The sequence below is a fragment of the Streptomyces sp. NPDC093071 genome, from assembly GCF_044754545.1.
Taxonomy (GTDB): domain Bacteria; phylum Actinomycetota; class Actinomycetes; order Streptomycetales; family Streptomycetaceae; genus Streptomyces.
Map to the genome: position 1 here is coordinate 99,004 of NZ_JBIVPH010000013.1, position 14,019 is coordinate 113,022.

The 14,019-nt window shown below is 74.1% G+C and carries 19 protein-coding genes; 16 read left to right on the forward strand and 3 right to left on the reverse strand.

Annotated features, from left to right (window positions below):
- Positions 1-77 precede the first annotated feature (77 nt).
- The 4 genes from ACIQD7_RS31600 to ACIQD7_RS31615 all read left to right on the forward strand — a co-directional run bounded on the left by ACIQD7_RS31600 (position 78) and on the right by ACIQD7_RS31615 (position 2,713).
- Positions 78-581, forward strand: a complete 504-nt coding sequence (locus ACIQD7_RS31600; protein ID WP_402446249.1) for a VOC family protein — start codon at positions 78-80, stop codon at positions 579-581.
- Between the two features lie 119 nt (positions 582-700).
- The gene (locus ACIQD7_RS31605) at positions 701-1,594 is read left to right on the forward strand and encodes an NAD-dependent protein deacetylase (protein WP_402446252.1); all 894 of its coding nucleotides are present in this window, start codon (positions 701-703) and stop codon (positions 1,592-1,594) included.
- A gap of 31 nt (positions 1,595-1,625) precedes the next feature.
- Complete coding sequence (locus ACIQD7_RS31610) at positions 1,626-2,045, forward strand: hypothetical protein (RefSeq protein ID WP_402446255.1); 420 nt, start codon at positions 1,626-1,628, stop codon at positions 2,043-2,045.
- 125 nt (positions 2,046-2,170) lie between these two features.
- Positions 2,171-2,713 carry a hypothetical protein gene (locus ACIQD7_RS31615; RefSeq protein WP_402446257.1) on the forward strand — a complete coding sequence of 181 codons (543 nt, stop codon included), beginning with the start codon at positions 2,171-2,173 and terminating at the stop codon, positions 2,711-2,713.
- A gap of 7 nt (positions 2,714-2,720) precedes the next feature.
- Here the strand turns inward: ACIQD7_RS31615 and ACIQD7_RS31620 are convergent, their stop codons facing one another.
- From ACIQD7_RS31620 to ACIQD7_RS31630, 3 genes are all read right to left on the reverse strand, one after another.
- Complete coding sequence (locus ACIQD7_RS31620; protein WP_402446260.1) at positions 2,721-3,608, reverse strand: class I SAM-dependent methyltransferase; 888 nt, start codon at positions 3,606-3,608, stop codon at positions 2,721-2,723.
- Positions 3,609-3,717: 109 nt separating this feature from the next.
- Complete coding sequence (locus tag ACIQD7_RS31625) at positions 3,718-4,323, reverse strand: helix-turn-helix domain-containing protein (protein WP_402446262.1); 606 nt, start codon at positions 4,321-4,323, stop codon at positions 3,718-3,720.
- Positions 4,324-4,375: 52 nt separating this feature from the next.
- Positions 4,376-5,056, reverse strand: coding sequence for a type III effector protein (locus tag ACIQD7_RS31630; RefSeq protein ID WP_402446265.1), 681 nt, complete (start codon positions 5,054-5,056; stop codon positions 4,376-4,378).
- Positions 5,057-5,188: 132 nt separating this feature from the next.
- Between ACIQD7_RS31630 and ACIQD7_RS31635 the strand changes: the two genes are divergently transcribed.
- From ACIQD7_RS31635 to ACIQD7_RS31690, 12 genes are all read left to right on the forward strand, one after another.
- Entirely contained in the window at positions 5,189-5,623 is a 435-nt protein-coding gene (locus ACIQD7_RS31635) for an Hsp20/alpha crystallin family protein (RefSeq protein WP_121827920.1), read from the forward strand.
- Between the two features lie 87 nt (positions 5,624-5,710).
- A complete protein-coding gene (locus tag ACIQD7_RS31640) occupies positions 5,711-6,109 on the forward strand; it encodes a DUF2267 domain-containing protein (protein WP_383411145.1) in 399 nt (132 codons plus the stop codon).
- Between the two features lie 232 nt (positions 6,110-6,341).
- Positions 6,342-6,836 (forward strand): DUF2267 domain-containing protein, encoded by a 495-nt coding sequence (locus ACIQD7_RS31645; protein ID WP_402446381.1) that lies wholly within the window; start codon positions 6,342-6,344, stop codon positions 6,834-6,836.
- Between the two features lie 95 nt (positions 6,837-6,931).
- On the forward strand, positions 6,932-7,459 hold the full coding sequence (locus tag ACIQD7_RS31650) for an NUDIX hydrolase family protein (RefSeq protein ID WP_121827917.1): 528 nt from the start codon (positions 6,932-6,934) through the stop codon (positions 7,457-7,459).
- Positions 7,460-7,573: 114 nt separating this feature from the next.
- Positions 7,574-7,978 carry a hypothetical protein gene (locus tag ACIQD7_RS31655; RefSeq protein ID WP_402446268.1) on the forward strand — a complete coding sequence of 135 codons (405 nt, stop codon included), beginning with the start codon at positions 7,574-7,576 and terminating at the stop codon, positions 7,976-7,978.
- Positions 7,979-8,055: 77 nt separating this feature from the next.
- Positions 8,056-8,682: a maleylpyruvate isomerase family mycothiol-dependent enzyme gene (locus tag ACIQD7_RS31660; protein ID WP_202527827.1), complete on the forward strand. Its 627-nt coding sequence runs from the start codon at positions 8,056-8,058 to the stop codon at positions 8,680-8,682.
- A 195-nt stretch (positions 8,683-8,877) separates the two neighbouring features.
- Complete coding sequence (locus ACIQD7_RS31665) at positions 8,878-9,126, forward strand: hypothetical protein (RefSeq protein ID WP_402446272.1); 249 nt, start codon at positions 8,878-8,880, stop codon at positions 9,124-9,126.
- Between the two features lie 69 nt (positions 9,127-9,195).
- Positions 9,196-10,326 (forward strand): YihY/virulence factor BrkB family protein, encoded by a 1,131-nt coding sequence (locus ACIQD7_RS31670; RefSeq protein WP_402446274.1) that lies wholly within the window; start codon positions 9,196-9,198, stop codon positions 10,324-10,326.
- Between the two features lie 71 nt (positions 10,327-10,397).
- Positions 10,398-11,405, forward strand: a complete 1,008-nt coding sequence (locus tag ACIQD7_RS31675; RefSeq protein ID WP_402446277.1) for an SDR family NAD(P)-dependent oxidoreductase — start codon at positions 10,398-10,400, stop codon at positions 11,403-11,405.
- Positions 11,406-11,418: 13 nt separating this feature from the next.
- Positions 11,419-11,901 carry an SRPBCC family protein gene (locus ACIQD7_RS31680; protein ID WP_402446280.1) on the forward strand — a complete coding sequence of 161 codons (483 nt, stop codon included), beginning with the start codon at positions 11,419-11,421 and terminating at the stop codon, positions 11,899-11,901.
- Positions 11,898-13,478 (forward strand): phytoene desaturase family protein, encoded by a 1,581-nt coding sequence (locus ACIQD7_RS31685; protein ID WP_402446282.1) that lies wholly within the window; start codon positions 11,898-11,900, stop codon positions 13,476-13,478. The genes ACIQD7_RS31680 and ACIQD7_RS31685 overlap by 4 nt, the downstream gene beginning before the upstream one ends.
- Positions 13,479-13,604: 126 nt before the next feature.
- A complete protein-coding gene (locus tag ACIQD7_RS31690) occupies positions 13,605-13,895 on the forward strand; it encodes a hypothetical protein (RefSeq protein WP_402446285.1) in 291 nt (96 codons plus the stop codon).
- The last annotated feature ends 124 nt before the right edge of the window (positions 13,896-14,019 follow it).

Genomic DNA, 14,019 nt, shown 5'->3' on the forward strand with positions numbered 1-14,019 from the left:
AGGGAGGAACAGCGTTTCGGAACTGGCCTGTTGGCGTGAAACGGTCGGCTGTCAGTGGGGTCTGGGAAGCTCGTGGCATGGACCGAACCTCGCCCTCGGAGCACCCCGGATCTCCCGGGCGCCCCGAGATGACCCTGCAGCTGACCATCGACTGCGCGGACCCCCAGCGCCTCGTGCCCTTCTGGCTGGAGGCCCTGCGGTACGTCCCCGATCCGCCGCCCGCCGGCCACGCCACCTGGCGGGCGTACTGGGAGGCCATCGGCGTTCCCGAGGAGGAGCTGGGCGGGGACGCCGGGGAACTCCCGGAGTCCATCGTGGACCCTCGGGGCACGGGTCCCCGGGTCTGGTTCCAGCGCGTCCCGGAGCCGAAGACCGTCAAGAACCGCGTCCACCTCGACCTCAAGGTCGGCGGCGGCCGCGAGGTCCCGCTCGCGCTGCGCCGCGAGCGGGTGGACGGCGAGGTGGCCCGGCTGACGGCGATCGGCGCCACGATCCTGTACGCGATGGACGAGCCGAACGGCATGGACTACTACGCGGTGGTCCTCCAGGATCCGGAGGGCAACGAGTTCTGCCTCGTCTGACCGGTCACCCGTCCGCCGTCGCCCGCCGCCACCCGCAGGGCCTGCCCCGGCGCGCCCCGAGCCGTCGCGGGTCGTCGCGGCGCAGGCGGTCGGCGGTGTCCGTTCCGTACCCTGGCGACATGCGTATGCGCCCCACTCTGAGCTGGACCCCCGCCGAGGACCTGCCGCCGGGCACCATGGATCCGGAGCCGGTCGTCGACGCGCTGGGCGCCGGCGGCGTGCTGGTGCTCAGTGGGGCGGGCCTCTCCACCGAGTCGGGCATTCCCGACTACCGGGGCGAGGGCGGGAGCCTGAGCCGGCACACCCCGATGACCTACCAGGACTTCACCGCGAGTGCCTCTGCCCGGCGCCGCTACTGGGCGCGCAGCCACCTCGGCCGGCGCACCTTCGTCCGGGCCCGCCCCAACGCCGGGCACCGGTCCGTGGCCGCCTTCGGGCGGCACGGCCTGCTCTCGGGCGTGATCACGCAGAACGTCGACGGTCTGCACCAGGCCGGCGGCAGCGAGGGCGTCGTGGAGCTGCACGGAAGCCTGGACCGGGTCGTCTGCCTCTCCTGCGGCGCCCTCAGCGCGCGCCGCGACCTCGCCCGGCGGCTGGAGGAGGCCAACCCGGGCTTCGACCCGGTGGCGGGCGGGATCAATCCGGACGGCGACGCCGACCTCACCGACGAACAGGTCGGGGACTTCCGCGTGGTGCCCTGCGCGGTCTGCGGCGGCGTCCTCAAGCCGGACGTGGTGTTCTTCGGCGAGGCCGTCCCGCCCCGGCGGGTCGAGCACTGCCGCGAGCTGGTCCGCGAGGCGACCTCGCTGCTGGTCCTGGGGTCTTCGCTGACGGTGATGTCCGGGCTCCGGTTCGTCCGGCAGGCGGCCCAGGCCGGGAAACCGGTGCTGATCGTCAACCGGGATCCCACCCGTGGCGACCGGTACGCCGTCACCCGTATCGCGCTCCCCCTGGGCGCGGCCCTCACCACCGTGGCCGGCCGTCTGGGCGTTCCCGTCGAAGACGGCGTGTGACAGCATGACGTGATGACGATCAGAAAGGGCGATGCCGCGTAGGCGCCCCGAGGCCGTCCGCGCCGAGCGGTGGCGGCCGCGTAGACATGTGGTGGTCCGGCGGATCCGTGGCGTTTCCGCGAGGACCCGTGCGGCCGTCCGCCGCGTCGAGGAGGAGCGGGTGCGGCCCGGTGCGGTCGCCGACGCGCTCGCCCGTTTCGAGTGGGCGTTCCGGCAGCCCGGCCGTTATCTGAACGCTTCCGAGGTCTGGCAGCCCGGCCTGGAGGTGGAGGACGCCCGCGACGACCTGGAGAAGGTCATGCTCCACCTGCCCCTCGGTGCCCGGCGCGATCTCGGCCGGCTGATCGCCCGGATCGACGAGGAGTTCGAGCGCCGTACCCTGCCGAACCCCCGGCCGGTGCGCGTACGGGCACTGGACGGCTGGTGGTGGGCGAGGACCCGCGAGCGGTGACGGCGGGCACGGGCCGGGTCCGGCGTGCGAACGATCACACGGAGTTCAGCCGCAATCCCCTTTCTCGTGGCCGGTGTTGCTCGATACTCGCGAGTAGCCCGATCGTCGTCCGGGAGGAAGCACCCGTGAAGATCCGTACGCTCCACGCCGTTCCGCTCGTCGTCTCCGCCGTCCTCCTCACCGGCTGCTCCGGATCCGCCCAGGAGCTCGGATACGGGGAGAAGGCCACCGGTGAGGACATCGACGTGACGGTGCTGCGCGTGGAGGCGGGGAGTTCCGGGGACCTGGCCGTACTGGAGGACGCCTCCCGGTACGCCGGGCGGACGCCGTACTACCTCCACTACCGGGTCACCAAGAACAAGGAGGGGTCGGTCAAGGGCCCCGACTTCGACGTCGAGGGCGGCAAGGGGCGGCTCACCCTCCTGAGCATCATGTCCGGCTTCCCCTCCCCCACCGTCGGTCCGGACGGCAAGCTCAGCTACTCCGAGGCGCCGAAGTTCGACAAGTGCGCCGACACCCGTACGTCGGCGGAGTTCGCCAAGGCCGCCAAGGGCGAGAGCTACGAGGCCTGCTCCATCTACCTCACCGACGAGGGCGACGGTGCGGCGCCGTCCGGCGTGAAGTGGGTCGAGGGCGATCGGCGCGAGGAGATCGCCGTCTGGAAGTGACCGCGGCTCAGCCCGCGCGGCGGGCGGCCCAGACGGTGCGCTCGGTCCGTACGCCGAGGTCGTCGCGGCGCAGGATGCTGTGGGGCCCGTCGGTGTCGAGGAGCCGGTCGAGCGCGGCGAGGTCCTCGGGCGGGAGCACGTCGGCGACGCCTCGGCGGATGCGGCGCAGACCGCCGAGGGCGTACGCGCCGATCGTGTCGTCGCCGGAGGCCTCGACGTTCACGGTGATCGTGCGTTCGCCGTCGAGGGCGAATCCGGCGGCGGTGAGCATCGGTCCCCAGTCGGCGCCGCGGTGGGGCACGTGCTCGGCGTGGAAGCGTTCGCCCGCGACGTGGCAGCGCTCCTCCAGGCCGGGCCGGTCCTCCGGGGCGTCCTCGGGCAGGAAGCGGGGGAAGCCTGCCAGCTCGACCACCGTGAACAGTCCGCCGGGGGCGAGGAGGTCGTGGACCTGCCGCAGGGCGCGGTCGGGGTGGAGCATGTGGTGCAGGGAGGCCGAGGCCCACACCAGGTCCGGGGTGCCGAGGTCGGGCCAGTCGGCCCGGTCGAGGTCGGCCTGCACGGTGCGCACGCGCTCCTCCACGCCCCGGGCGCACGCCTTCTCCCTCAGCCGCTGGAGGTGCTCGGCCGAGGAGTCGACGGCGGTGACGTGGGCTTCGGGGAAGCGGTCGAGGAGGGCGAAGGTGCCCGCTCCCGTGCCGCAGCCGAGGTCCACGATCTCGCGCGGGGGCGTCCGGACGGGCAGCCAGGAAACGAGGTCGGCGGTGTGCTCGGCAAGGACTTCCGCGTCCAGGTCGAGGATCTCCGCCTGGCTGTCCGCGTCGTGGGAGTGGGACTGGGAATCGCCGTGGGCGTGGGAATCGGCGTGGGCGTGCGAGGGGAGGTGTGCTCGGGTCATGTCTTCACACTAGGGCGTCCATGCGCCTGAGGCACGGCTTCATCCCGTTTGCGCAAGACATTCGCCCCGTCCGCTGCCTCGGGCGCAAGAAGCGGCCGCCCGTGCCGTCTCACCGGCCCGGCGACTCGCGGGAGTCCCGGTCGCCGTCGTCCCGCTGGTGGCCGCGACGGGCGTCGCGGTCGAAGATGCCCAGGAGCTCGCACGGCCCCCCTTCCGCGCCGATCGCGTGCGGCATCATCGTGGGGAACTCGGCGGCCTGGTTGGTCTCGATGCGGAAGCGGCGGTGCCCCAGCAGGAGGGTCGCGGTGCCGGACAGGACGACGAGCCACTCCCGTCCCGGGTGCGCGCGCATACGGGAGGGGTTGTCCGGCGGCGGGTCGGTGATCCGCTGACGGATGACGGTCATGCCCGGCTCGCCCTTGATCGGCCAGCGCATCTGCCCGCGCGCGCCGTCGATCATCGGGCTGATGACGACGTCGTCGGCGGCGGTCTCCACGAGCTGGTCGAGCGTGGTGTCCAGGGCGCGGGCGAGGACGACCAGCTGGTCGAGGGCCAGACGGCGCCGGCCGTTCTCGATGCGGCTGAGGGAGGACTGGCTGAGCCGGGCGCGGGTGGCCAGCTCCTCCAGGGACCAGCCCTGTGCCACTCGTAGGGCGCGGATCCGCTTGCGTACCAGGCCGTCCAGATCCTCGTCTTCTTGCTGCATGGGCAGCATCGTATGCGCCTGCCGCAACGCCTGCCCGTCCTCGGGGATCCCTGGACGCACGTCACGGCTGCGGGGTGCCGGAGCGGCGCCGGTCGCTCTCCTCCCGGAGGGCCTCGGTGCGGTGGGTGAGGGTGCTGACGCGCTCGGCCAGGTCCGGATGGAGGGGGCCGAGGTGGCGGTGGGTCCGGGCGAGGGGTTCCAGGAGGAGGGCCGGGTCGCTGTCCGCGAGGGCTTCGCCGAGGTCGTGCCGGAGGGCGGCGGGGAGGGTGTCGAGGGCGGTGATCTGACCGGCGAGGCGGCGCAGGTCGGCCGCGTTGCCCCGGGCCCAGGTGGTGACGGTGCGGTCGGCGGCGCGGCGGTCGCGGGTGGCCTGGACCCGCTGCTCGCCGGTGGCGCCGGGACTGCCGGGGCGCACCCGCAGGTAGCGGCGCTCGGCCGCCTGCCGGCTGGTGACCCCGAGGGGACGGGCGAGCTCGGCCCAGCTCGCGCCCGCGTCCCGCGCGGCCTCGATGAGACCGGGCTCCCAGCCGGCGAGCTGCTCGCGCAGTTCGCGCAGGAGGAGGAGCGCGGCGAGCGCGTCTTCGGAAGAGGTGACCGCGGGGTTTCCCGGGGCGTCCGGGCCACCGGGAGTCCCCGGGCCGTCCGGGGCTCTCGCCGACCGTGCCTCCCGCGCGGTCTCGCCCATCGTCGCGAGGGCCGCAAGGGCCGCGTGAAGGCTGACGGGAAGGTCGGCTTCTGCCATGGGACACATCCTCTCCGCTTGTCATCCATTCGTTGACGTTGAACTTGTCGTCCATCCGTTGACATGTTACAACGGTGTCAGGTGAAGCGCATTGGCAGTCTCACTGCCCGATCCGACTGGAGGTGTTTCGCGATGTTGATGCGCACCGACCCGTTCCGCGAGCTCGACCGCCTCACGCAGCAGATGCTGGGCACGACCGGCACGTGGTCCCGTCCTTCCGCGGTCCCGATGGACGCCTATCGCGAGGGCGACTCGTACGTGATCGTCATGGATCTGCCCGGGGTGTCGACGGACGCGATCGACATCGACGTCGAGCGGAACATGCTGACGGTCAAGGCCGAGCGGCGGCCCGTCGCCAGGGCCGAGGACGTCCAGATGGAGCTGTCCGAGCGGCCCCTCGGCGCCTTCTCCCGGCAGCTCGTACTGGCCGACACGCTCGACACCGAGAAGATCACGGCCGACTACGAGGCGGGCGTCCTCACCCTGCGGATCCCGATCGCCGAGCGCGCGAAGCCCCGCAAGATCGCCATCGGCCGAGGCGACGGCCGCAAGCAGATCAGCGGCTAGCCGCCCACGGGGCGGGGGCGGAAGCCCGTCTCCCCTCCCCCGCCCACCGCTCCCCGTCACTTCGCCTCCCCGAAGGAAGGGGCCGTGATGAGACCGCGATGGCACACGTTCCTTGACCGCGTCCGGGAACGCGGTGACTACGACACTCCCCAGGAGGCCGAACGGGCCGCCCGCGTCGTCCTGGGGCTGCTCGGCGCCCATCTGGTCGGCGACGTGCGGGCCGCGCTCGCCGCGCGCCTCCCGGAGACCTTCGCCGTCGTCCTGCTCAACCCCCTCCAGGCCGCCGAACCCCTCTCGCCGGAACGCTTCGTGCGCGCGACGGCCGCCTGGATCGAGGGAGCCACCGAGAGGACCGCGGCCTGGGACGTCAGCGCCGTCCTCAGCGTCGCCGCCGACGCCGCCGGAGAAGAGCTGACCGGCCAGATGCTCCTCCAGCTCCCGCCCGGCTACGACCTCCTCTTCGGCCGGCCGCACCTTTCCCGGTGAACCCGGCCCGCCCCTGATCCACCCGGGTCCTGCCCGCCCGGGCTCGAACCTGCCCCGGCCTGGACATGCCTCGGCTCGAACCTGCCCCGGCCCGGACCCGCCCGCCCTTGCCCCCCCTTCCGCTCCGTCGACCCCCGTCCACTCCGCCCGGCCCGAACGGCCGGGCCCGAAGAGAACGGCGATACGCACGCCCATGACCCTCCAGACCGAGACGACGACCTCCACCGCCCCCATGACCTCGACGATGTCCGCGCCGGCACGCGGCGGGACGTCCTACTCCGCCCTGCTCGAACGGGTCCGCTACGAAGGCGCCTACCCCACCCGCGAGCGGGCCGAGGAGTCCGTGCGGTCCGTACTGGCGGCCCTCGGGCGGCAGCTCGTCGGTGACGAGCGGGTCGACCTCGCGGCCCGCCTCCCCGTCGAGGCGGCCCTGGTCTTCACCGCCCAGGTGCCCGCCACCACTCCCCTCACCGGCTGGGAGTTCGTCAAGGACCTCGCCCACCGCACCGGCGGCAGCCCCGCCACCACGCGCTGGGACGTCGGTGCCGTCCTCGCCCCCGTCGCCAAGCTGGCCGGCCCCGAACTGGTCGACCGCGTCATCGACCGGCTCCCCTCCGGCTACGCCCTCCTCTTCGGCAGGGCCGAACTCCGTCCGCACCGGCGCACAGCCCGTACGACCGGTACGGCTGGTGCGACCCGCCCCTTCGCGGACCGGGGAGCCGCATAGGAGTTCCCCGGAAACGTCACCCGAACGAGGGGTGTGGGCTTTCTGCCCCGTTCCGCTGGAGCCGACCGGGTAAGTATGATCAAGCGATGTCTGATATGACCGAGACCACGCCCGGCTGGCTGTCCACGGACGAACTGGAGATGGCCAGGGGCCACATGCCCATCCTGTACGTCGAGGCCGTCCCCGTGCGCGTGGACGACAGCGGCGAAGTCACCAGCGTCGGACTGCTCCTGCGCATAGGCGCGGACGGAACGATCAGCCGCACCCTGGTGTCCGGCCGTGTCATGCACCACGAGCGGGTCCGCGACGCGCTGCTGCGCCACCTGGAGAAGGACCTCGGCCCCGTGGCCCTGCCCCGGGTGCCCGCCTCCCTCCAGCCCTTCACCGTCGCCGAGTACTTCCCCACGGCGGGCATCACCCCGTACCACGACCCCCGTCAGCACGCGGTGTCCCTCGCCTACATCGTGCCGGTGACCGGTGACTGCCGTCCGCGCCAGGACGCCCTCGACCTCGTCTGGTTCAGCCCGCAGGAAGCGGCCTCCCCCGCCGTGCAGGGCGAGATGCCGGGCGGCCGGGGAGTACTCCTGAAGCAGGCGCTCGCGCACGTCGGGCACACCTACTGAGGCCGTTCCCGCGCGGGAGCCGGTGACCGCGCGGGCCCGGCGTCCGGGCCAACCGGGGCGGGCGCACCGCGTGGCACCGTCCCGGCGGCGGCCCCGCGCGCTTACGGTGCCCGCATGACGACAGAACCGGAAGGGAACCCGGCCGGGTCGGCCGACGTCGCCGGGTCGGCCGACGTCCGTGCGGCGCGCGCGGCCATCGAGGCCCATCTGAGCCGTACGGAACCGGGCGCCGCCGGGTCCACCGGCTCTCCGGATTCCCCGGAGGGGCGGGACGGCGGTCGCCGCGTCGACGACGCCACGGCGGAGCGCATCGCCCGCGAGGCCTGGGACGCGGTGTCGGCCGCCACGCCGCCCCCGCCCGACCCCGGCACCGACCCGGCTCCCGCGCGGGGCGCCCGGGAGCCCCGAGAAGTCACCGAACTCCGCAGGCGGGCGATCGCCGTCGCCCGCGGCCTGCACCAGCTCGGCTACCCCCTCGACGAGACGCTCCTGCCCGGCCCCGACATGGCCGCCGGTTAGCGGAGGCGCCGGGCGATGAGTTCCCGTCGCCCGCACGGTCCCCCCTGTCGGACACCCTGACCGACGGAGGAGGAGCCATGGTGGACGACGTCTGGCCGCTGGTGCACGCGGAGCGCGCCGCGCTCGTCGAGGACCTCGCGCGTCTCGGCGAGGAGCGGTGGGACGAGCCGTCGCTCTGCGCCGGGTGGACCGTGCACGACGTGGCCGCCCATCTGGTCGACACGGCCCGTACGACACGTCTGGGGTTCGTGGTCGGTCTCGCCGGGGCGCGGTTCGACTTCGACCGGCAGAACGCCCTGGGGGTGGCCCGCCAGCGCGGTGCCACGCCCGGGGAGACGCTGGAGCGGTTGCGCCGGGTGGTGTCGCGGAGGACGACGCCCCCGGCGCCCCTCGACAGCCGGCTCGTCGAGGAGGTCGTCCACGGCGAGGACATCCGCCGGCCCCTGGGCCTCGCCCGCGCCTATCCGCCTTCGGCCGTCGTACGGGCGCTCCGCCTGCAGGCGCGGACCCCGGCGTCGTTCGGCGGGGCCAGGGAACTGCTGACCCGCGTCCGGCTCTCCGCGACCGACGCCGAGGTGCGGATCGGCGCGGGGCCGGAGGTCACGGGGCCCGTGCTCTCCCTGCTCCTGGCCGTCTGCGGACGGGAAGCGGCGCTCGGCGACCTGGACGGGCCGGGCGTCGCCGTACTGTCGGCGGGCTCCTAGAGGGGGCGCTCCAGGTCCTGGCCTCGGTCCCGCGTACCGGTACCGGTCCCGCCTACCGGTACCGGTCCCGGTTTCGTCGGTCGCAGAACCTTCACACGAGCCGTCGCGCGTCGGACGCGGATCCGGGCACCCGCTCGGGGAACGAGGAAACGCGGTTCGGCGAGGCCGACGCGTTCGACGAGGAGGAAATGTGCCGTGGTTGCGATCGCCGTTCTCCTGCTGCCCCTGCTGGGACTGCTCCTGTTCCTCATGGACCGGGTCGAGGACCGGGTGACGAGTCCGCCGAGGACCTCGCGCCATGCCGGCCGGCGTCACCTCCGGCTGGTGCGGAACCCGGACCGGCCGGTCGGGGAGCGCCGTCCGGCGCGGCACCGGTCGGTCCGGGGCCGGTCCGCGCCCGGGGGCGGGGCCGACGCGGGCGCCGAACGGGCCGACGCGGCCTGACGACGCGGCCCGACGACGTGGGCTGACGACGTGGGCTTATGCGCGCCGGGCGGGGGCACCCGCAGGGGCATGGCCACATCTCATCATGCAGGAGACGAACAGCGCGGCGACGAGGCCGCGGCGCGGGAGACGCCGACGCCCGAGGAGGTCGGCCCCGGGCCCGAAGTGGAGCGGCGTGCGCCGGACGCCCCCACCGAGCTGAAGGGCCGGTCCTGGCTGGGGGTCCTCAAGGGGTCGGTGCGGGAGTTCAAGGACGACGAGCTGACGGACCGCGCGGCGGCCCTCACGTACTACGGCATCCTGGCCCTCTTCCCCGCGATCCTGGTGCTCCTGTCGCTGCTCGGCATCAGCGGGAAGTCGACCACGGACCGGGTGATGGAGAACCTGCGGCAGCTCACCCCCGGCCCGGCCCGCGACATGCTGAACAACGCCGTGGAGCAGCTCCAGGGGCAGGCCGGCACGGGCTCGGTCATGGCGATCGTCGGCGTGGTGCTCGCCCTCTGGTCCGCGTCCGGCTACGTGGGGGCGTTCATCAGGGCGGCCAACCAGGTCTACGACATGCCGGAGGGCCGCCCGGTCTGGAAGCTCCTTCCCGTACGGGTCGGGATGACGGCCGTCCTGATGGTCCTGGCGGTGATCAGCGCCCTGATCGTGGTGTTCACCGGCACCCTGGCGCGCCAGGCGGGAACCGCCCTCGGCATCGGCGACACCGCGCTGACGGTGTGGTCGATCGCCAAGTGGCCGGTGCTCGTCCTGCTGGTGTCCGCCATGATCGCGCTGCTGTACGGGGCCAGCCCCAACGCCAAGGTCAAGGGGTGGAAGTGGGTCACCCCCGGCAGTGTTCTCGCCCTTCTGATCTGGATGCTCGCCTCCGCCGGGTTCGCGCTGTACGTCAGCCAGTTCGCCTCGTACAACAAGACGTACGGCACGATGGCCGGCGTCATCGTCTTCCTGGTCTGGCTGTGGATCAGCAACCTCGCCCTGCTCCTGGGTCTCGAGTTCGACGCCGAGGCGGTGCGGCAGCGGGCCGTGCTCGGCGGGATGGCGCCGGACCGGGAGCCGTACACGGAGCCCCGGGACACGCGCGCCTGGGACGAGGAGGACGTGCGCCGGTTCGAGGAGCTCGACCGGGACGCCGGGGAGCAGGGGTCGCCCGGCGGCGCCCCGGCGCCCGGTGACGCGTCCGGGAAGCGCGCGTAAGTGGCGTCCCGGTCCCGTCGCGGCGGAGCGCTCGAGCGCATGAACCCCATGAAACAGGTCATATGCGACGCATGAGGATAGGACAGTACGTGCCCGCGCCCGGCACCGTCGTCGTGGTCACGGGCGCGTCGAGCGGGATCGGGCGCGCCGTGGCCCAAGCCTTCGCCGGATGCGGCGCGCGCCTGGTCGTCACCGCCCGCAGTGCGGACGCCCTGGACGAGGTGGCGCGGGAGTGCGCCGCCGCCCATCCCCGCGCCGAGGCGGTGGCCGTCCCCGCCGACGTCACGGACGCGGCCGCGACGGACCGGGTCGCGCGGACGGCGCTCGACCGGTTCGGCCGGGTCGACGTCTGGGTGAACGCGGCGGGGGTCGGCGTCCTGGGCCGCCTCGACCGGGTGCCGCCGGACGACGTGCGCAGGTTGTGGGAGGTCAACGTCCTGGGCGTCCTCCACGGGGTGCGGGCGGCGCTCCCCGCGATGCGCCGCCGGGGCCGGGGCGTGATCGTCGACGTCTCGTCCCTGCTCGGCGGCGCCGTCGAGGCGCCGTACCAGGGCCCCTACGCGGCCTCGAAGGCCGCCCTGATCACCCTCGACGAGGTGCTGCGGCAGGAGCTGGCGCTCTCCGGGGATCACGGGATCGCCGTGTGCACCGTCCTGCCGACCGGTGTCGACACCCCGTTCTTCCGGCACGCGGCCAACCACACGGGCCGCCGGATGCGGGCCCTGCCGGCCGTCGCCACCCCCGAGCGGGTGGCGGCGGCCGTCGTGCGCGCGGCGGTCCGTCCCCGGCGGCGCGTGACGGTCGGTCCGGGGGCGCGGCTCCTGCCGGCCGCCCACGCCGTGGCGCCCGGCCTGGTGCGGCGCCTGATCCGGCGGCGTACCGAGGACCACTACTTCGACGCGCCCGGCACGGCTCCGGTCACCACCGGCATCCTGCGCGACCCGTCCGGGGACACCGCGGCGGTGTCCGGCGGCCGGCACGCGCGGATCCGTACGGCGGGCCGCCGGGCCGCCGCCCTGACCCTGGGGGCCGGCGCGGTCGCCGGTGCCCTCCGCGTCCGCTCCCGACTTCCCTCCTGAGGAGATCCCCGCCATGGCACAGTGGAACCGTCTCGTCGAAGCCACGCCCGAGGACGTTTGGTCGGTCCTGAGCGACGGCCGGCTGTACTCCCGGTTCGTGGTCGGCACCCACGACACGTGGGAGGAGGACGGGGAATGGCCCGCCCCGGGGTCGCAGTTGGGGTACGTGCTGAAGCTCGGACCGAAGTCGTACCGGGGCCGCACCACCTCCCGGATCTGCGAGCCGGGCCGCCGCCTCGAACTGGAGGCGAAGACCGACCTGGGCACCGCCCGCATCGCCTTCCGGCTCGTGCCGTGGGGCGCCGACACCCTCGTCATCGTCGACGAGCACCCCCTCCGGGGCCCCGCTGCGCGCTGGCACAACACGGCCGTCGACACCCTGACGCGCTGGCGCCACCGGGGGATGCTGGCGCGGCTGGAGGACATCGCCCTCTCCCGGAAGAAGAAGACCGGGCAACGACAGGGTGCCGGCGAGGGGCGGGGAGTCCGGCCGTGACGGCGCCCGACGCGGTGGTCGTCGGCGCCGGGCCCAACGGTCTGGTGGCGGCCAACGTCCTCGCCGACGCCGGATGGCACGTCGTCGTCCTGGAGGCCACGGACGAGCCGGGCGGAGCCGTGCGCAGCGACCGGGGCGTCCACCCCGACTACGTCCACGACACGTTCAGCGCCTTCTATCCGCTCGCCGCCGCGTCGCCGGTGATCCGGGACCTCGCGCTCGACCGGTACGGCCTGCGCTGGAGCCACGCCCCCGCCGTCGTGGCCCATCCGCTCGCCGACGGGCGCTGCGCGGTCCTGAACCGGGACGTCGGGGGGACTGCCGCCTCGACGGCCGGTTTCGCCGCCGGTGACGGGGCGGCCTGGGAGCGGCTGCACCGGCTCTGGCGCGGTGTCGCCGACGACCTGATCGGGTGCCTGTTCACCCCGTTCCCGCCGGTGCGGGCGGGGGCGCGGCTCCTCGCCCGGACCGGTCCGAACGACGCGCTGCGGCTGCTGCGCACGATGCTCCTGCCCGCCCGGCGCTTCGGCGAGGAGCACTTCGCGGGCGAGGGCGGGAAGCTGCTGATCGCCGGGAACGCGCTCCACGCCGACCTGGGTCCCGAGTCGGCCCTCGGCGGCGGCTTCGGCTGGCTCATGAGCATGTTGGGACAGGACCACGGCTTCCCCGTGCCCGTCGGCGGCGCGGGCCGGCTCACCGACGCGCTCGTGGCGCGGCTACTCGACCGGGGAGGCGAGCTGCGCTGCGGCCACCCGGTGGCCCGGGTGGTGGTCCGGGGCGGCCGGGCGGTCGCCGTCCGCACCGACGACGGCACCGAGGTGCCCGCCCGGCGGGCGGTCCTCGCCGACGTCCCGGCCCCCCTGCTGTACGAGCGCCTCGTCGGCGAGGAGCACCTGCCGCCCCGGCTCCGCGCCGATCTGCGCCGCTTCCAGTGGGACTTCGCCACGGTCAAGGTGGACTGGGCCCTCGACCGCCCGATCCCCTGGACCTCCGAGGGCGCGCGCCGCGCCGGGACCGTGCACGTGGCCGAGGGCATGGACGCGCTGACCCGCTTCGCCGGGCAGATCGCCATGCGGCAGGTGCCGGAGGTGCCGTTCACCGTGCTCGGGCAGATGACCACGGCGGACCCGAGCCGCTCCCCCGCCGGTACGGAATCGGCGTGGGGCTACACGCACGTCCCGCAGCGCGTCCGGTCCGACGCGGGGCCGGACGGCATCCGAGGGCGCTGGGACGAGCGCGAGAAGGAGGCGATCGCCGACCGGGTCGAGGCGGGCATCGAGCGCCTGGCGCCCGGGTTCCGCGCCGCCGTGCGCGCCCGGCGGGTCCTGGCGCCGCCCGATCTGGAGCGGCTCAATCCGGCCCTGGTGGGCGGGGCCGTCAACCAGGGCACCACCAATCTGCACCAGCAGCTGGTCTTCCGCCCCGTGCCGGGCACCGGGCGGCCGCGCACCCCGATCCGCGGCCTCTACCTCGCCTCTGCCACGGCGCACCCGGGCGGCGGCGTCCACGGGGCGCCCGGCGCCAACGCGGCCCGTGCCGCCCTCAGGGGGCCGCACCTCCCCCGGCGGCGCCGCTGAGGGGGCCGGAGCGGCGGCGGTGCCCGGATGCCGTACGGAGCGGTAGGTGATGTGCTGGCAGAGGGCGGATCGCCGCCACAGGGACGGTTCGGAGGGCTCCGCCCCGCCTCGTGAGGAGGGACCGTCATGGTGCTCTTCGTCCACGCCGTCCTCCCGGGGGTCGGTACGGAGCAGTACGACAGGCTCAACGCCGACCTCCAGCGGATGCCCGGCGTCTTCGACGGCTGCGTGGCCCACGCGTGCGTACCGACGGACGACGGGCTCGAGGTCTTCGACATGTGGGAGACCGAGCAGCAGATGAACGCGTTCGTCGAGAAGATGATGCCCGTCGCCACCGAGCACGGCTGGCCCGAGACGGGCGTCGCCCCGCGCATCATGCGCGTCCACAGCCACTGGGTCCCCGGCACCGCCGGCTGACCCCCGCCCCAGGGGCGGCTCCGGTCCGGAGCCGCCCCTCGCGCGCGTCCCGCGAAAGAAGTCGGGAGGAATTCGGCCGGTGATGTCGAGAAGCCGCGCCCCGCTCCGTCCCAGGGGTGAACGC

Excerpts from the sequence above, each read along its gene's own strand:
- ACIQD7_RS31625 (WP_402446262.1), bottom strand. The coding sequence starts at position 4,323 with ATGCTGCCCATGCAGCAAGAAGACGAGGATCTGGACGGCCTGGTACGC.
- ACIQD7_RS31655 (WP_402446268.1), top strand. The coding sequence starts at position 7,574 with ATGACGACAGAACCGGAAGGGAACCCGGCCGGGTCGGCCGACGTCGCC.
- ACIQD7_RS31645 (WP_402446381.1), top strand. The coding sequence starts at position 6,342 with ATGACCTCGACGATGTCCGCGCCGGCACGCGGCGGGACGTCCTACTCC.
- ACIQD7_RS31610 (WP_402446255.1), top strand. The coding sequence starts at position 1,626 with ATGCCGCGTAGGCGCCCCGAGGCCGTCCGCGCCGAGCGGTGGCGGCCG.
- ACIQD7_RS31635 (WP_121827920.1), top strand. The coding sequence starts at position 5,189 with ATGTTGATGCGCACCGACCCGTTCCGCGAGCTCGACCGCCTCACGCAG.
- ACIQD7_RS31630 (WP_402446265.1), bottom strand. The coding sequence starts at position 5,056 with ATGGCAGAAGCCGACCTTCCCGTCAGCCTTCACGCGGCCCTTGCGGCC.
- ACIQD7_RS31675 (WP_402446277.1), top strand. The coding sequence starts at position 10,398 with ATGAGGATAGGACAGTACGTGCCCGCGCCCGGCACCGTCGTCGTGGTC.
- ACIQD7_RS31660 (WP_202527827.1), top strand. The coding sequence starts at position 8,056 with ATGGTGGACGACGTCTGGCCGCTGGTGCACGCGGAGCGCGCCGCGCTC.
- ACIQD7_RS31690 (WP_402446285.1), top strand. The coding sequence starts at position 13,605 with ATGGTGCTCTTCGTCCACGCCGTCCTCCCGGGGGTCGGTACGGAGCAG.
- ACIQD7_RS31600 (WP_402446249.1), top strand. The coding sequence starts at position 78 with ATGGACCGAACCTCGCCCTCGGAGCACCCCGGATCTCCCGGGCGCCCC.
- ACIQD7_RS31680 (WP_402446280.1), top strand. The coding sequence starts at position 11,419 with ATGGCACAGTGGAACCGTCTCGTCGAAGCCACGCCCGAGGACGTTTGG.
- ACIQD7_RS31650 (WP_121827917.1), top strand. The coding sequence starts at position 6,932 with ATGACCGAGACCACGCCCGGCTGGCTGTCCACGGACGAACTGGAGATG.
- ACIQD7_RS31640 (WP_383411145.1), top strand. The coding sequence starts at position 5,711 with ATGAGACCGCGATGGCACACGTTCCTTGACCGCGTCCGGGAACGCGGT.
- ACIQD7_RS31605 (WP_402446252.1), top strand. The coding sequence starts at position 701 with ATGCGTATGCGCCCCACTCTGAGCTGGACCCCCGCCGAGGACCTGCCG.
- ACIQD7_RS31620 (WP_402446260.1), bottom strand. The coding sequence starts at position 3,608 with ATGACCCGAGCACACCTCCCCTCGCACGCCCACGCCGATTCCCACGCC.
- ACIQD7_RS31670 (WP_402446274.1), top strand. The coding sequence starts at position 9,196 with ATGGCCACATCTCATCATGCAGGAGACGAACAGCGCGGCGACGAGGCC.